This window comes from Rhodanobacter ginsengisoli (assembly GCF_042657065.1).
GTDB lineage: Bacteria > Pseudomonadota > Gammaproteobacteria > Xanthomonadales > Rhodanobacteraceae > Rhodanobacter > Rhodanobacter ginsengisoli.
On record NZ_JBHSNF010000002.1, the window covers coordinates 915,142 to 930,359 of the forward strand.

Sequence of the window (15,218 nt, forward strand, 5' to 3'; positions counted from 1 at the left end):
GCCTGAGGCGGCGTGCCCCTCACCTCAATCCTCGGCAATCGCTCCCTGCATTGCTCTACCTCCTGCATCCATGCAGTCGTCTCCCCAAAGGGGAGAGGAGGATAGGCGTCAATCGATAATGACCTCATCGGCCTCGTCGCGCAGGTTGTAGCGCGAGGACATCACCTTGCCGTAGGCGCCGACCTGGGCGATCAGCATCACGTCACCTTCCTGCGCCTCGGGCAGGCGGCGGTCGGTGCCGAGCACATCGCCGCTCTCGCAGATCGGGCCGACGATCTGGAACAGGCCGGTGGCCGGTTCGTCGAATCGGCTCAGGTTGACGATCTCGTGCCAGGCGTCGTACAGCGCCGGGCGGATCAGGCTGTTCATGCCGGTGTCCAGGCCGAGGTAACGCAGCGCACCCTTGCCCTTCTGCTGGGTCACCCGCGCCAGCAGCACGCCGGCGTCGGCGACCAGATAGCGGCCCGGCTCCATCCAAAGCTGGTAGTGCGGGTAGGCGGCCTTCACCTCGCGCAGCACGCGATCGAGCGCCACCATGTCCAGCGCGGCCTCTCCCGGATGCGACGGCACGCCGAGGCCACCGCCGATGTCGATGAAGCCGACGCTGCCGATGCGCTCGGCCAGGCTGGCCAGCTGGGCGTACACCTCGCCCCAGTGGGCCTCGTCGAGAATGCCCGAGCCCAGGTGCGCGTGCAGGCCGCGTACGCTCACGCCATGCGCATCGGCCAGGCGCAGGAACGCATCGAGCTGATCCACCGGCAGGCCGAACTTGCTGCCGCTGCCGCCGGTACGCACCTTTTCGTGATGGCCCAGGCCACGGCCCAGGTCGACCCGCAGCACGATCTCGCGATCGCGGAACAACTCGCCCCAGTGTTCCAGCGGATACAGCGAATCGAGCGACACGGTGGCGCGGGTTCCCAGCGCCCGGGCGTAGTCCTCGCGCGGGGCGAAGTTCGGCGTGAACAGCAGCGGCGCCGACTCCGGCACCGCGGCCATCACCGCCTTCAGCTCGCCCGGCGACACGCATTCGAAGCCGAAGCCTTCCGCGGCCAGCGCGGCCAGGATCGCCGGATGCGTGTTCGCCTTCACCGCGTAGTGCAGCCGGTCCACCGCCGCCAGGGTCTTCAGCGCGTGCGCCTGCTGGCGCACCGTGGGCAGGTGATAGACGTAGCGCGGCGTGGCCTCGCGGGCCAGCTCGAGCAGCGCCGGCCGCTGCGCTCCGCGCCACCAGGCGGTCGCCGCGCCGGCCGTTTCGCCGCCACCGTAGAGCGTCTGCCAGCTGGGACCGAACAGGTCGCTGTCGTCGGTGCGCAGGGCGCCGGCGGTGATCAGCAACTCGTGCAGGTGCGGCAGCAGCGCGTCGACCACCTCCTCGTCCACCACGAAAGTGAGATTGAGGTTGTTCGAGGACTGCGAAATCATGTGCACGCGCAGCTGGCCGAACTCGGCCAGCACGCCGGAAAGCGTATGCAGCATCGAACGCATGCCGCGGCCGACCAGGGTGATCGCGGCACACGGCGCGATCACCTTGACCCGGCACACCTTGGCCAGGTCGGTGGCCAGCGCGGCGATGGCGTCGGAGTCGAGCAGGTTCTCGGTGGGATCCAGCGACACCGTGACATTGGTCTCGGCCGAACCGATCAGGTCCACCGACAGGCCGTGCTGCTTGAAATGGGTGAACACATCGGCGAGGAAGCCGACCTGCTGCCACATGCCGACCGATTCCATCGAGACCAGGGTGATGCCCTTGCGCGCGCTGATCGCCTTGACGCTGGGCGCATGCGCGCGCACCTCGGGCCCGATCACCGTGCCTTCCAGCTCGGGCCGGTTGGTGTCCTTGATCAGCAACGGCACGCGCGGCTCGCGCAGCGGCTGCAGGCAGCGCGGATGCAGCACCTTGGCGCCGGTGGAGGCGATTTCCTGCGCCTCCTCGTAGTCCAGTCGTTGCAGCAGGCGCGCGCCCGGCACCTGGCGCGGGTTGGCGGTGAACATGCCGGCCACGTCGGTCCAGATTTCCACCCGCTGCGCTTTCAGCAAGGCGCCGAAGTACGCCGCCGAGGTATCCGAACCGCCGCGCCCGAGCAGCACCGTGCGGCCGGCGCGCGCGTCCGAGCCGGCCTCGCGCGCGATGAAGCCCTGGGTGATGAACACTTCGCCCTGCCCGGCCAGCCGCGCGGCCAGCTGCGGATCGGGGCGCGAGTCGACCATCGAGGACAGCAGCCGGGTGCGCTCGTTCTGGTTCGGCAAGGCCACCGCGGTGAGGCAGTCGCGGGCATCCAGCCACTCGGTGGGCAGCCCGCTGTGACTGAGGAACGCCGCTCCCAGCGCACTGGACATCAGCTCGCCATGCGCCTGCACCTGCGCCTGCCAGGCCAGCTCGCCCAGGGCGGCGGCACCGGCATCGGCGAGCCCGGCCAGATCACCGAGCCGGGCGCCCAGCGTGTCCGGCAGGGCCAGCTGCATGTGTTCGAGTAGTTCGTAGTGGCGCTGCGCGATGGCCCTGGCGGCATCGTTGCGCCGGCCCCGCTCGCCTTCGACGCACAGCTGTTTCAGCGCGTCGGTGACGCCGGTCAGCGCGGAGACCACCACCAGCACGCGGGCGCCTTCGGCATGGCGGCTGGCGACCAGCTCACGAATGTTCTGCCAACGCGGCAACGTCGCGACACTGGTGCCGCCGAACTTCATCACGATCCAGGGGGCGTTGGCGGGCAGCGGCGCAGGGGTTGGCAGGCTCACGGTTATCCGGTGTCGTCGTGTGGTCGAAAAATTCGTCGCGCCAGTGTTGCGCTGCGGCAAAACAAATGCAATGGCCGGCGTGAATTTCTCGTTTGGCCGTTTAGACTTCCAATCTTTCCGAGGCGCCTGCCTTGCCCCCTCTCCCCTCCGGGGAGAGGGCTGGGGTGAGGGGACACGCCGCCACGCAATCTCATCAGAGGAAAGCCGTTTGCCAGACCTTCCCGCGAGCACCCGCCCTCACCTCAATCCTCGGCAATCGCTCCCTGCATCGCTCTACCTCCTGCATCCATTCAGTCGTCTCCCCGGCGGGGCGAGGAGGCGAACGCGTGCGCTGCGCGCACGACTTTTCCCTATTGAACAACCACGGGGATCTTGCCGATCCGCGACTGCCACTCCCTCGGTCCGGTCTGGTGCACCGAGGTGCCGGCCGAATCCACCGCCACCGTCACCGGCATGTCCTCGACGGTGAACTCGTAGATCGCCTCCATGCCCAGGTCGGCAAAGCCGACCACGCGCGAGGCCTTGATCGCCTTGGACACCAGGTAGGCCGCGCCGCCGACCGCCATCAGATACACCGACTGGTGCTTCTTGATCGCCTCGATCGCCGCCGGGCCGCGCTCGGCCTTGCCGACCATGCCGAGCAGGCCGGTCTGCGCCAGCACCTGCTCGGTGAACTTGTCCATCCGCGTGGCCGTGGTGGGGCCGGCCGGGCCGACCACCTCGTCGCGCACCGGATCGACCGGGCCCACGTAGTAGATGAAGCGGCCCTTGAAATCCACCGGCAGCGGCTCGCCCTTGTTCAGCATCTCGACCATGCGCTTGTGCGCGGCATCGCGGCCGGTCAGCAGCTTGCCATTGAGCAGCAGGGTCTCGCCCGGTTTCCAGCTGGCCACGTCCTCGCGTGTCACGCTGTCCAGGTTCACCCGACGGCCCTTGGAACTGTCGTAGGTGAGCTGCGGCCAGTCCTTCAGCGACGGCGGGTCGAGCATCACCGGACCGGAACCGTCCAGGGTGAAATGCGCATGCCGGGTCGCCGCGCAGTTCGGAATCAACGCCACCGGCAGGTTCGCCGCGTGGGTCGGATAGTCCTTGATCTTGATGTCGAGCACGGTGGTGAGACCGCCCAGTCCCTGCGCACCGATGCCCAGCGCATTGACCTTCTCGTACAGCTCGATGCGCAGCTCTTCCGCACGACTGGACGGACCGCGCGCGATCAGCTCCTGGATGTCGATCGGCTCCATCAGCGCCTCCTTCGCCAGCAGCATCGCCTTCTCGGCAGTGCCGCCGATGCCGATGCCGAGCATGCCCGGCGGGCACCAGCCGGCGCCCATGGTCGGCACGGTCTTCAGCACCCAGTCGACGATCGAGTCGGACGGGTTGAGCATCGCGAACTTCGACTTCGCCTCCGAGCCGCCGCCCTTCGCGGCCACGATCACGTCGAGCGTGTCGCCCGGCACGATCGACACGTTGATGATCGCCGGGGTGTTGTCCTTGGTGTTGATGCGCTTGCCGGCCGGATCGGCCAGGATGCTGGCGCGCAGCTTGTTGTCCGGATCGTTGTAGGCGCGGCGCACGCCCTCGTTGATCATCTCGTCCAGCGACAGCGTGGCGTCCCACTGCACGTTCATGCCGACCTTGAGGAACACGGTGACGATGCCGGTGTCCTGGCACAGTGGCCGGTGGCCTTCGGCCGCCATCCGCGAGTTGATCAGGATCTGCGCCATCGCGTCCTTCGCGGCCGGGCTTTCCTCGCGTTCGTACGCGGCGGCCAGGCCCTTGATGTAGTCGACCGGGTGGTAATAGCTGATGTACTGCAGGGCGTCGGCTACCGACTGGATCAGATCGTCTTGCTTGATGAGGGTCATGGCGCTGGCTTCGGCTCCGGAAAAATGCCGCGGCGCCAACGGCCGCTGGCGACGCACAACCCTCTTATTGTGCCGCAAATCGACCGACAAGCCGAAGGCAGGCCTCTGACGTGCATGGTGTGATCCGCTCGCGTGCAATCGGAAGCCACCAGGCCAGGCCATTCGGGCCCAGGCCAGGCAAAGCTGCGCGCAGGTCTTCACATGCACGTCGCGCATGACTCAATCGACGTGCGTGGAATGACCGGATCCATCATCGCTTGGCAGCCAACAGATACGAGACTATGCGCGGGCCTTGCTAGGAATCTTTCCTAGCGCAAAAGCCTTCCAACCACGTCCGCTTGCGTGCAAGACTCGGTCGGGGTCATGCGCTGCCGGGGGGCAGCGCTACTGCCGTAGATAGCTACGGCTCCACTTCTGCTCTTGATGACGTGCTTCACGGCCTGACCGGAAGCGGGTTGGCCGTGCCTTGGCCATTCATCGGCACGACATTCGCTGCCCGGCAGAAATTCTGACAACTCGGAGGTTTCAATTCATGCACGCAAAGCTTCATCGCAAGGCATTGGCAGCATCACTGACGCTGCTGTTCGCCGGCTTCACCACCGTCGCCATGGCGAACGGTCAGCAAGCAGCAACCGACATGGGCCTGGCGCCGGCGGCCCAGCCGATCCACGTCACGCTGATGCTCAAGCTGCACAACCAGACGGCGCTGGAGAGGTTCATCCAGCAGACAACCACCCAGGGCAGCCCGAATTTCCAGAAGTTCCTCAGCACCGATCAGTTCGCCAGGACGTACGGCGCCACCGATGCCGAAATCGCCCACGTCCAGGCCTTCCTCAAAGCCCAGGGTCTCGACAGCAAGATCATGGCCAACCATCTGGCCATCCAGACCAGTGGCACGATGAGCCAGTTCAGCCACATGTTCCAGACGTCCATCCATGAATTTTCGTCGCCGAAAACGGGGCGGCATTTCCATCGACCGGTCGGATCGCTGCTGCTGCCGACGGCCATCGCCAACACGGTGGCGTTCGCCACGGGCTTGAGCAACGAACGCCAGTACCTTTCGCATCGCATCAGCGCACCCCGGCTTCCCGGCAACACGATGAAGCTGGCGCCGACGGTCAATGCCCTGGGCACCAGCGCCAAGGCCGATGGCAATCCCTCCGCCAGTGGCCAGCCGGGCAACTATACGGTGGGCGACGTGGCGGATTTCTACAACATCAACCCGCTGTACAAGCATGGCGTGACGGGCGAAGGCTCGACCATCGGCATCGTCACCCTCTCGAACTTCTACCCCGCCGATGCCCAGACCTACTGGGACGCGATCGGCCTGACCACGAAGCCCGACCGGATCACCCAGATTCACGTCGACGGCGGTGCGGCCATCGACGGCGGCAGCGGCGAAACCGTGCTGGACGTGGAGCAGTCCGGCGGCATCGCGCCGTCCGCCGATATCCTGGTATACGACGCGCCGAATGCGGGCAACGGGTTCACCGACGCGTTCCTGCAGGCCGTGTCGGACAATCGGGCCGACAGCATTTCCACCAGCTGGGGTCTCCCGGAAATCTTCAACTTCGCTGCCCTGAATGTCGCCGGCGCCAGCAACAACGACACCAGCGATGTCGGTGACCTGCGGGCGTTCGACCAGATCTTCATGGAAGCCGCCGCCCAGGGCCAGTCGGTGTTTGTCGCCTCGGGCGACTCCGGCGCCTACGACACCGCCCGAAGCCTCGGCGCGGGCAACGGCCCCGGCGAGTTCAGCGCCCCGTTGACGGTGGACTCACCGGCGTCCGACCCGTACGTGACGGCCGCAGGCGGCACCACCCGGCCCTTCAGCTTCAGCTTTGGCGCGGGCAATCCCACCGGATCGATCGACAAGGAAAGCGTCTGGGGCTGGGGCTATCTGCAGAGCTATTTCGATACCAACTTCGGCCCCGGCGCGGTCGACCTGTTCTCGGTCGGCGGCGGTGGCGGGGTGAGCGTCTACTGGAGGCAGCCCTGGTATCAGCGGATCACCTGGGGTACCCGGCGCAGCGAGAAAAGGCAGTCGCTGGTCTACAACGACCCGCAGGCCGGCCCCACCACCTTGCTGAAGCTGCCCGGCAATTTCCGTGGCCGGAACGTCCCGGATATCTCGCTCAATGCCGATCCGGAGACCGGCTATGCGGTGTACTCCAGCACGGATGGCGGATGGGGCAGTTCGGGCGGCACCAGCTTCGTGGCGCCGCAGCTCAACGGCATCAGCGCGCTGCTGACGCAGAGCTCCCGCCACCGCATCGGCTTCTGGAACCCGCACGTCTACCTGCTGCACGCGATCTTCGGCTCGGGCCGGTATACCTCGTTCCACGACATCCGGGCCGGTGACGACTGGTTCTACGACGGGAAACCGGGTTACGACCCGGGTGCGGGCATCGGCACGCTGAACGTCGCCAACTTCGATCTGTTCCTGCGCAGCGGCTTCTAGCCGCCCGCGTCGCTGAAGGAACCACGCGTTCCACGCAGCATGTGCACTCCAATGGCGGGCCGGGCCATCCGGCCCGCCTTCGTGTTCGGGGGACTTGCCGCCGGCCAGCCGAATCGCCATGCTCGCCTGCCCTTCCCGCAGCGACCGCAGCATGAGTGAGACCCCGCCCTCATCCACCTACCTGCGCAGCCTGCGCCCGTGGGACGCCGCCCTGATCGTGGTCGGCGGCATCATCGGCGGCGGCATCTTCCTCAATCCGGGCATCGCCGCCCAGCGCACCGAATCCGGGCTGGCGCTGCTGCTGATCTGGGTTGGCGCGGGCCTGCTCACCCTGATCGGCGCGCTGTGTTTTGCCGAGCTCGGCGCCCGCCGGCCGCACGCCGGCGGCACCTATGTCTACCTGCGCGAGGCGTTCGGGCCGCTGGCCGGCTTCCTGTTCGGCTGGACCATGCTGCTGGTGATCTATTCCGGCTCCACCGCGGCGGTGGCCACGATCTTCGCCAGCTACGCCTCGGCGCTGTTCGGCCTGCCGCCGTCGATGGCGCTGCCGTTGACCGTGGGCGCGCTGGTCTTCGTCAGCGGCATCAACCTGTTCGGCATCCGCCTGGGCGCGCAGATCCAGAACGTGTTCGCCCTGCTCAAGCTGCTGGCAGTGGCGGTGCTGGTGGTCTGCGGCCTGTTCTTCGCCGGCGCCGGCCATGCCGGCGTGCTGGCCGCCGACCCGGCGCACGCGGGGGTCGGCTTCATCGGCGCGGCGCTGCCGGTGCTGTTCGCCTATTCCGGCTTCACCTATCTCAACAACCTGGCCGGCGAAGTGCGCGAGCCGCAGCGCACCCTGCCGCGCGCGCTGACCCTGGGCATGCTGCTGGTGATCGCCGCCTACGCGCTGGTCAACGTGGCCTACCTGGCGGTGCTGGGCCATGCCGGCCTGGCGGCCAGCCACGCGCCGGCCGCCGACGTGATGCAGCAGGTGTTCGGCTCCTTCGGTGCCCGCCTGATCGCGCTCGGCGTGGCGATCTCCACCCTGGGCTTCTGCAACATCACCCTGGTCGCCGGCGCGCGCGTGCTGCAGGTGATGGGCGAGGACGGCCTGTTCTTCCGCGCCGTGGCGCGGCTGCATCCGCGCTACCGCACGCCGAATACCGCCCTGTTGTTGCTGTCCGGCTGGTCGATCGTGCTGGCGCTGTCGGGCAGCTACGGCCAGCTGCTGGACTACGCCACCTTCGGCGACTGGCTGGCCTGCGCGGTCGGCGTGGCCACGCTGTTCTGGTATCGCCGCCAGCCGAACCAGGCCACCAGCTTCCGCGTGCCTGGCTACCCGTGGCTGCCGTTGCTGTTCATCGGCATCGTGGCGTGGGTGGTGGCGATGACCATGCGCGACAATCCGCGCAACGCGGGCATGGGTCTGCTGATCATGGCCGCCGGCGTGCCGGTGTATTTCTTCTGGCGCCGGCTGTTCAGCCACGCACGCCCCTAACGCAGCGGCGGCAATGCCACAATACGCGGACAGTTTTCGAGGAATGCTTGAATGACGCCCGTGCAAGCCCAGATCCTGCCGACCAGTCCGCCCAGCGGCATCGTGCCCGAGAAGGTGCGCGACGGCATCGATCTTCAGATCAACGGCGAGCACTACCGTCATACCGGCGATCCGCAGATGCCGCTGCTGTGGTATCTGCGCGACATCCTGCGACTGACCGGCACCAAGTACGCCGGCGAGCATGGCGAGAACGGCGCCGACCTGGTGCTGGTCGATGGCAAGGCAGTGTCGGCTATCGGCCAGCCGGTCACCACGCTGGCCGGCAGCCAGGTGACCACGGTGGAAGGCCTGGCCGCCAACGACGGCACCCTGCATCCGGTGCAGCAGGCCTTCATCGACGAGGATGCGATCGGCTGCGGCTACTGCACGCCCGGTTGGCTGATCGCCGCGGTCGACCTGCTCAGGCGCAAGAGCAAACCCGGCGACGACGACATCGACCAGTTGCCGAACCTGTGCCGCTGCGGCTGCCAGACCCGCGTGCGTCGCGCGATCAAGCGCGTCGCCGCCGGCAAGGCGGGCCAGCCATGAGCCAGCCGCGCGATCGCCAGCCAACCAACCAGATCCGCCTCTCGCGCCGCCGCTTCCTGCAGGTCCTCGCCGGTACCGCCGGGGCGCTGGTGGTCGGCATCCGCATGGCCGACGCGGCCGATGCGCCGCTGCCGGCGGCCCTGCTCGGCGACCATTTCTACGACCTCGGTGCCTACGTGCGCATCGACGTCGACGGCACCGTGCTGATCGGCGCGCGCGACCCGGACACCGGCACCGGTGTGGCCACCGCGTTGCCGCGGATCATTGCCGACGAACTCGACGCGGACTGGAACCGGGTCGACGTGGTGCCGCTGGGCCTGGGCGTCAGCAACAACGACGGCCAGCCGCGCTGGACCTACGGGCGCCAGATCGGCGGCACCGGCGGCTCGATTCCCGCCGCCTGGAACGACCTGCGCCAGGTCGGCGCGACCGCGCGCTGGCTGCTGCTGCAGGCGGCGGCACGCCGGCTCGGCGTCCCGGCCAACCGGTTGCGCTGCGATTCGGGCACGGTGATCGCACCGGACGGCCGTCGCGTCACCTATGGCAGCCTGGCCGCCGATGCCAGCCAGATCGCCCTGCCCACCAAGCTGCCGCCGCTGAAGAACGCGGCGAGTTATCGCCTGATCGGCCAGCCGGTCGGCGATGTCGACGCGCGCGAAATCGTCACCGGCCAGACCCGCTACGCGATCGATCAGGACTATGCCGACGCGCTGGTCGCGGTGCTGGTGCATTGCCCCTGGCCGGACGGCACGCTGGCGCGCATCGACACCGCCGATACCCTCGCGGTCAAGGGTGTGGTCAAGGTGGTGCAGCTGAAACCCGAGCCGAACCAGCCCTGGGGCAGCACGGTGATCGCTCCGGCCGTGGCGGTGCTGGCCGAGGACACCTGGGCCGCGCTGCAGGGCCGCGAGAAACTCAAGCTTGAATGGAAGCCCGGCGCCAGCGGCAGCGAAAGCAGTTATGCGCTGGAGCAGCAGGCCAGCGCCCTGCTCGGCGGGCAGACCGACCCGACCACCCGCGTACGCAACGACGGCGACATCGAGGCCGCCGGCAAGAAGGCCGCGCGGCGGCTCGACGCCACGTATTTCCAGCCGTGGCTGGCCCACGCCACCGCCGAGCCGATGAACTGCCTGGTGCGACTCGACAAGGATCAGGCCAGTCTCGTCGTGCCGACCCAGGCACCACAGAAAGCCTGGGCCGTGGTGCAGCGCCTGACCGGCCTGGCCCCCGCCCAGATCGACATCCGCGTGCCCCGCGTCGGCGGTGGCCTGGGTCGCCGGCTCGACCACGACTACGTGGCCGAGGCCGTCATGCTGGCCAAGGCGGTCGACAAACCGGTGCGTCTGCTGTGGACGCGCGAGCAGGATTTCGGTCACGACTATTACCGTTCCGGCAGCGTGCACCAGCTCAACGCGATCATCGACCGCAAGCGCCATGTCACCGGCTGGAACCAGCGCATGGCCAGCGCCTCCGCACTGGCTCATCGCAACGTGCCCGACGACCGCCTGTGGACGTCCGAGCTGCAGGCCGACCAGTTGCCCGCCGGCCTGATCCCCAACTACCGCAGCGACTGGTACAGCCAGGCCAGTGCGATCCCGCGCGGCCCGTTCCGCGGCATGCCGCACCTGAGCAACGCGTTCGCGGTGGAAAGCTTCATCGACGAAATCGCCCATCTCCTGCACGAGGACCCGCTGAAGACCCGCCTGCGCATCCTCGGCGAGGCACGCCAGCTGCCGCTGAGCAGCGGCGGCATGCTCGACATCGGCCGCCTGCTCAACGTGCTGCAACTGGTCGCCGACCGCATCGAGTGGAAGAACTGGCTGCGCAGCGTCAACGGACTCGGCATCGCCTGCTGGCACATCGACGGCGCGTACGTGGCGCATGCCATCGAGGCCGCCATGCAGGGCGAGAAGCTGATCATCCAGCGCGTCGTCTGCGCCGTCGATGTCGGCCGGGTGATCAATCCGCTGGGCCTGCAGGGCCAGGTCGCCGGCGCGACCCTCGACGCGCTGTCCAACGCGCTGAACCCGGCCATCACCTTCAAGGACGGCCGCGTCCAGCAACACAGCTTCAAGGACTACCCGCTGGCCAGCGTGGCCCAGCTCCCCAACGCGGTGGAAGTCATCACCGTGCCGGACGATCGGCCCCCGGCGGGCGCCAGCTTCCTGGCCATGCCCACCGCCGCGCCGGCCCTGGCCAATGCGGTGTTCCGCGCCAGCGCCGTCCGCGTGCGCCGGTTGCCGCTGATGAAGGAACTGCTGCGGCTGTTGTGAGTGACGCGTGCCGGGGTCGACCGGGGCGCTGCCGCTCCGCCGCGGGCGGCGAACTCGATGCTCGTCTTGCCTCGCCCGTCGCACGTCGGCTGCAGCGACATGCCGGGCAAACGGCGCCAATGACGCCAGGACTACAACAGCTTGCGGTAGACGATGAATCCGGAGCGCTCCGCCACCTTGTCGTACAGCTGAATGGCAGTGCTGTTGGTTTCATGCGTCTGCCAGTAGACCCTGGGAGCACCCGCTGCCAGGGCCCGGTCGTACACGGCCTGGAGCAGCTTGCGACCAACACCGAGGCCGCGTGACTGTTCCGCGGTATACAAATCCTGCATGTAGCAAGTGGGCTGAATTTGTATGGTGCTGCGGTGATAGAGGTAGTGCGCAAGCCCGACCAGCTGGCCACGGCATTCCGCGACCAGCGCGTGGACGGGCTCCGACGGGTCGAAGAAGCGTTGCCAGGTGGTCTCCACGACCGCAGTCGGCAAGGCGCTGGCGCCAGACCGCCCGTAAAAGGCGTTGTATCCAGCCCAGAGTTGCAGCCACTGTGCGTGGTCGCTCTCCAGAATTTCTCGAATGGCGATGCTGCTCATGCGATGCCTGCCACTGGACTCAAGCAGGACCCGGCTTTTCACGCATCCGCGCGGACGACCGGTCAGACCTCCGAAGACCTCGGACCAACGATGCCAACAGCGCCCCGACAAGCCACGAGGCAATCGCTTTGCCACTGTTGGCCAGCAAACCAGTCGCAGCCATGACAACGACAACTGTTGCTGCGAATCCGATGAAGGCGGGCATGTCTCTTGCGGCAAGTACCCGAATTGCAACGCAGTGAATCAGGAACGCCACGAATGCCGCACCCAGACCAAAGACGACCACCCCAATCCACAACGCAGGAGGAAAGCCACGTGGCATGACGAGGGCATTCGTATGAGCGAGTACGTAAATGGATGCAGCATAAGTGAGAGCGCCCGACACGATTCCGGTAGCGAAGCTCTTGATGGGCTGCAACATGGCTACTCCTGAGGAATATCGATGGAGTTGGGCGGCGGCGCAGCCGTCCGCCTCGAATGAATGGTCAGGCCCCGCGACCAACGAACCAGCGCCCGATGACCGTACCAAGCCCCATGCCGATGATCGCAGCAGGGAGAACCCTGGGGAAGATCGAGTAACCCGCCAGCGCACCAGCGGCAAAGCCCACGAGACCGTAGATGGCTGCACGACGACGGGCCGAAAGGAGGCGGACACGGCTAGCGCTGTTTTGCGCGACAGCAGCCTGTTGAGCTTGCGGCTCCTGCAAGACCGCCTCAGCGACTGAATTGGCTTGTTCGGAATTCATGGATGCCCCATGGAGGACCTGACGATGGAATTAAGCGGTGGCATAACTGCCCGCATTGAACAACATGTCAGGGCTGTGTGCGCCCCAACGTCGACCAGTCTACACGCAGAACCTCAGCCGAAATGCTGATGCACCGATTGATACTACACATGCGGTGATCGCGCACAATGAGCGCATTACTACCTGCCGACAGGACTTTCTCCTTGAGTGATGGCAACGCATCAGTGACGGATGGCTCGCGGTTACCCGGTGGATAGTAGTAGTCGACATCGGATGTGCGGAGAATTGTGTAACTGGCGTGCGGGTAACGGTATAGGACACGAACGCCGCCGTCTGACGCGGATTGCATATTCGGCGTGTACTGCATCGTAGAGCAGGCCGACAGCGCAAGTAGAAGAAGTAGTGCAAGCCCGATTTGTCTGATCACAATGCTTCCCCTACAGATCTGACGCTGGAGTCAAGCAGTGGCGTAGCCGTCCGCCTTGAACGGGACATCAGGGTGGCGCGCTAGTGAAACACGCCGCTTGACACGCCCACCGTGGCAGCGATAACCCATGAAGCCAAGGAAAATATACATGCGAACAGAAAGCAGTGCACATGGCGATGCGCAGGATGTGAGCGATCTCGGTGCGATGACAGCGAAAGGGCGGCTCGTAGTGATGGACGCCCATGCTGTTTGATGAGGGGGTAAGCGCGCGCGAGACAGTATGCGGCCACAAACCACAGGGCCACGAAGGCGGCAGCTGACATCCAGGTGACCGTTGAAGTGGCGGTCTGCATGCTTGAGCCCTGGCGCTGGAGTTAAGCGGCGCTCGAGCCGTCCGCCTGGACGACCGGCTAGGCCGCTTCGTCCGGCGACGAAGCCAACGGGCCATTGCCGGGGATGGCGCGATGAGCGCGATAGATACCGCGAGCACCAAGTGCGAAGAATGCCATGCCAGCGATGGCAAGCGCCTCCACGAGCAGGTTTGGATTGCTGAACGTGATTGGACGCGGAAAAAATCCGATTGAGATGGCGCCGAACGTAAGCAACGCGGTACCCGCGATCAGAAGCAGAGCGGATTCGATAACCTTCATTAGCAACTCCCCCTTGCAGATGAACGAAAGATGGCAATCAGGACGATACGGTTCCGAACGGTCCAACGCCGGAATTGAGCGGCGGCGGAGCCGTCCGCCTTGAACGAGATGTCAGGCCTCACGCATCAAAAACGATCAGTGTACCCGTACTACCCGGGTCCACGGCGTGCGCAACTCCGACTGGAACCACATATATCTCGCCGGCCCGAACCTTGATTGCCTCCGAGCCAACTCTGAGGTTCAGTTGGCCGTCAACAACCAGCAATCCCTCCGGATAGTCGTGTGACTCGTCAGGATAAGGCGCGCCGTCCATGCGCATTACCTTGATGTTTGCTCCAGCAACTCGGGCAATGACAATGGACTTCCAGGTTTTCTCTTCTGCAACTTCGGATTTCAGATTGATCGGGCTCATAAGATTTGTTCGTCCAATGACCAACGCCTGAATTAAGCTTCGCCGCCAAGCGGCATCGGCTTGAATGAGTTTTTATGTGTCCAGCTCATTGGATACATGCTCTATTAATTCTCCAGTGTTCTTCGAATACTCTGCCTCCAAATCAATGCCACACTTATTCGCAAGAACGATGATTGACCAGAGGCAGTCTGACAACTCATGTCCAAGCTTCGCCCTGAAGTCGTCAATCTTCCGGACGCCTGCATTCGCCTGAATCAGTTTTGCCAAATCACCGACATCGCCAACGAAACCGAGTGCAAGCTCTTCCGTGGTCCACACACGTCCATACATCTTAATTTCAAGCTGTTCGTAAAGCTCATTGAGCCTTAGCGCAGATTCTTTTAGATCAGTGAAGTTCATGTTGACCACACATAACGCTTGAAATTAGCGGCGCGTGCAGCGCGTCAGCTGCGTTGAGATGTCAGGCGTACCTTGAACTTGTACCCGGCAGGCTCCGTTGTCCTGCAGCGCCATGTATTTGCCAACGTGGTAGCCAATCTGGATCTGCGCGAACACGACGAAAATGAGTGCCGCAAGGACACCGCCCGCCATGGACCGTGCGCGGTGTGCCCCCGGTGTACGACGAAATTGGCCATACAATGCAACGGAACCCGAAGCGGCAAACAGTGCCGAGGCAAACAAAAACGCAACATTTGTGAGGGGCCAAAGCGAAATGAATGCGGTGGCAAGCATGAACCAACTCGTCGCAAACGATTTCGTAAAGTTCGAGTCCTCTACAGCCAACATGTGAATCTCCTGGATAAATCGAAGTACGTCTGACGTTCGACATGAGCAGCGGCTTGCCGCCGGCGCAGCCGGCGGTAAGACGGAGAGTTCCTACGCAAAAGTGGACACCGGTTGGTTAGCCGCACTGGCTTCGAACTCGACGGGAGAACGATAACCCAAGGCGGAGTGTAAGCGCTTGTTGTTGTAGAAATCGATGTAGCTTTGCAC

Annotated in this window: 14 protein-coding genes; 4 read left to right on the forward strand and 10 right to left on the reverse strand. The window is 65.3% G+C overall.

Translation table 11 applies throughout. The features are described from left to right. Positions 1 to 108: 108 nt before the first annotated feature. Positions 109 to 2,736 carry a bifunctional aspartate kinase/diaminopimelate decarboxylase gene (locus tag ACFPPA_RS13345; protein ID WP_377320623.1) on the reverse strand — a complete coding sequence of 876 codons (2,628 nt, stop codon included), beginning with the start codon at positions 2,734 to 2,736 and terminating at the stop codon, positions 109 to 111. A gap of 350 nt (positions 2,737 to 3,086) precedes the next feature. Continuing rightward, entirely contained in the window at positions 3,087 to 4,601 is a 1,515-nt protein-coding gene (locus ACFPPA_RS13350; RefSeq protein WP_377320625.1) for a fumarate hydratase, read from the reverse strand. 532 nt (positions 4,602 to 5,133) lie between these two features. Here ACFPPA_RS13350 and ACFPPA_RS13355 point away from each other — a divergent pair. The 4 genes from ACFPPA_RS13355 to ACFPPA_RS13370 all read left to right on the forward strand — a co-directional run bounded on the left by ACFPPA_RS13355 (position 5,134) and on the right by ACFPPA_RS13370 (position 11,400). After that, positions 5,134 to 7,062 (forward strand): S53 family peptidase, encoded by a 1,929-nt coding sequence (locus tag ACFPPA_RS13355; protein ID WP_377320627.1) that lies wholly within the window; start codon positions 5,134 to 5,136, stop codon positions 7,060 to 7,062. Between the two features lie 151 nt (positions 7,063 to 7,213). Beyond that, complete coding sequence (locus tag ACFPPA_RS13360) at positions 7,214 to 8,539, forward strand: APC family permease (RefSeq protein WP_377320629.1); 1,326 nt, start codon at positions 7,214 to 7,216, stop codon at positions 8,537 to 8,539. Positions 8,540 to 8,590: 51 nt separating this feature from the next. Then, positions 8,591 to 9,127, forward strand: coding sequence for a (2Fe-2S)-binding protein (locus ACFPPA_RS13365; protein WP_377320631.1), 537 nt, complete (start codon positions 8,591 to 8,593; stop codon positions 9,125 to 9,127). Then, positions 9,124 to 11,400 carry a xanthine dehydrogenase family protein molybdopterin-binding subunit gene (locus ACFPPA_RS13370; protein WP_377320633.1) on the forward strand — a complete coding sequence of 759 codons (2,277 nt, stop codon included), beginning with the start codon at positions 9,124 to 9,126 and terminating at the stop codon, positions 11,398 to 11,400. Before ACFPPA_RS13365 ends, ACFPPA_RS13370 begins: the two co-directional genes overlap by 4 nt. Before the next feature lie 131 nt (positions 11,401 to 11,531). Here the strand turns inward: ACFPPA_RS13370 and ACFPPA_RS13375 are convergent, their stop codons facing one another. From ACFPPA_RS13375 to ACFPPA_RS13410, 8 genes are all read right to left on the reverse strand, one after another. After that, positions 11,532 to 11,990: a GNAT family N-acetyltransferase gene (locus ACFPPA_RS13375; RefSeq protein ID WP_377320635.1), complete on the reverse strand. Its 459-nt coding sequence runs from the start codon at positions 11,988 to 11,990 to the stop codon at positions 11,532 to 11,534. A gap of 19 nt (positions 11,991 to 12,009) precedes the next feature. Continuing rightward, positions 12,010 to 12,411 (reverse strand): hypothetical protein, encoded by a 402-nt coding sequence (locus tag ACFPPA_RS13380; protein ID WP_377320637.1) that lies wholly within the window; start codon positions 12,409 to 12,411, stop codon positions 12,010 to 12,012. Between the two features lie 64 nt (positions 12,412 to 12,475). Beyond that, positions 12,476 to 12,736 carry a hypothetical protein gene (locus ACFPPA_RS13385; protein ID WP_377320639.1) on the reverse strand — a complete coding sequence of 87 codons (261 nt, stop codon included), beginning with the start codon at positions 12,734 to 12,736 and terminating at the stop codon, positions 12,476 to 12,478. Positions 12,737 to 13,573: 837 nt separating this feature from the next. Then, positions 13,574 to 13,813, reverse strand: a complete 240-nt coding sequence (locus ACFPPA_RS13390) for a hypothetical protein (protein ID WP_377320641.1) — start codon at positions 13,811 to 13,813, stop codon at positions 13,574 to 13,576. A gap of 118 nt (positions 13,814 to 13,931) precedes the next feature. Next, the gene (locus ACFPPA_RS13395; protein WP_377320643.1) at positions 13,932 to 14,225 is read right to left on the reverse strand and encodes a cupin domain-containing protein; all 294 of its coding nucleotides are present in this window, start codon (positions 14,223 to 14,225) and stop codon (positions 13,932 to 13,934) included. A 72-nt stretch (positions 14,226 to 14,297) separates the two neighbouring features. Continuing rightward, the gene (locus ACFPPA_RS13400; RefSeq protein ID WP_377320645.1) at positions 14,298 to 14,624 is read right to left on the reverse strand and encodes a nucleoside triphosphate pyrophosphohydrolase family protein; all 327 of its coding nucleotides are present in this window, start codon (positions 14,622 to 14,624) and stop codon (positions 14,298 to 14,300) included. A 24-nt stretch (positions 14,625 to 14,648) separates the two neighbouring features. Then, positions 14,649 to 15,011, reverse strand: coding sequence for a hypothetical protein (locus ACFPPA_RS13405; RefSeq protein WP_377320647.1), 363 nt, complete (start codon positions 15,009 to 15,011; stop codon positions 14,649 to 14,651). Positions 15,012 to 15,101: 90 nt separating this feature from the next. Continuing rightward, on the reverse strand, positions 15,102 to 15,218 hold the full coding sequence (locus tag ACFPPA_RS13410; protein WP_377319471.1) for an IS3 family transposase: 117 nt from the start codon (positions 15,216 to 15,218) through the stop codon (positions 15,102 to 15,104).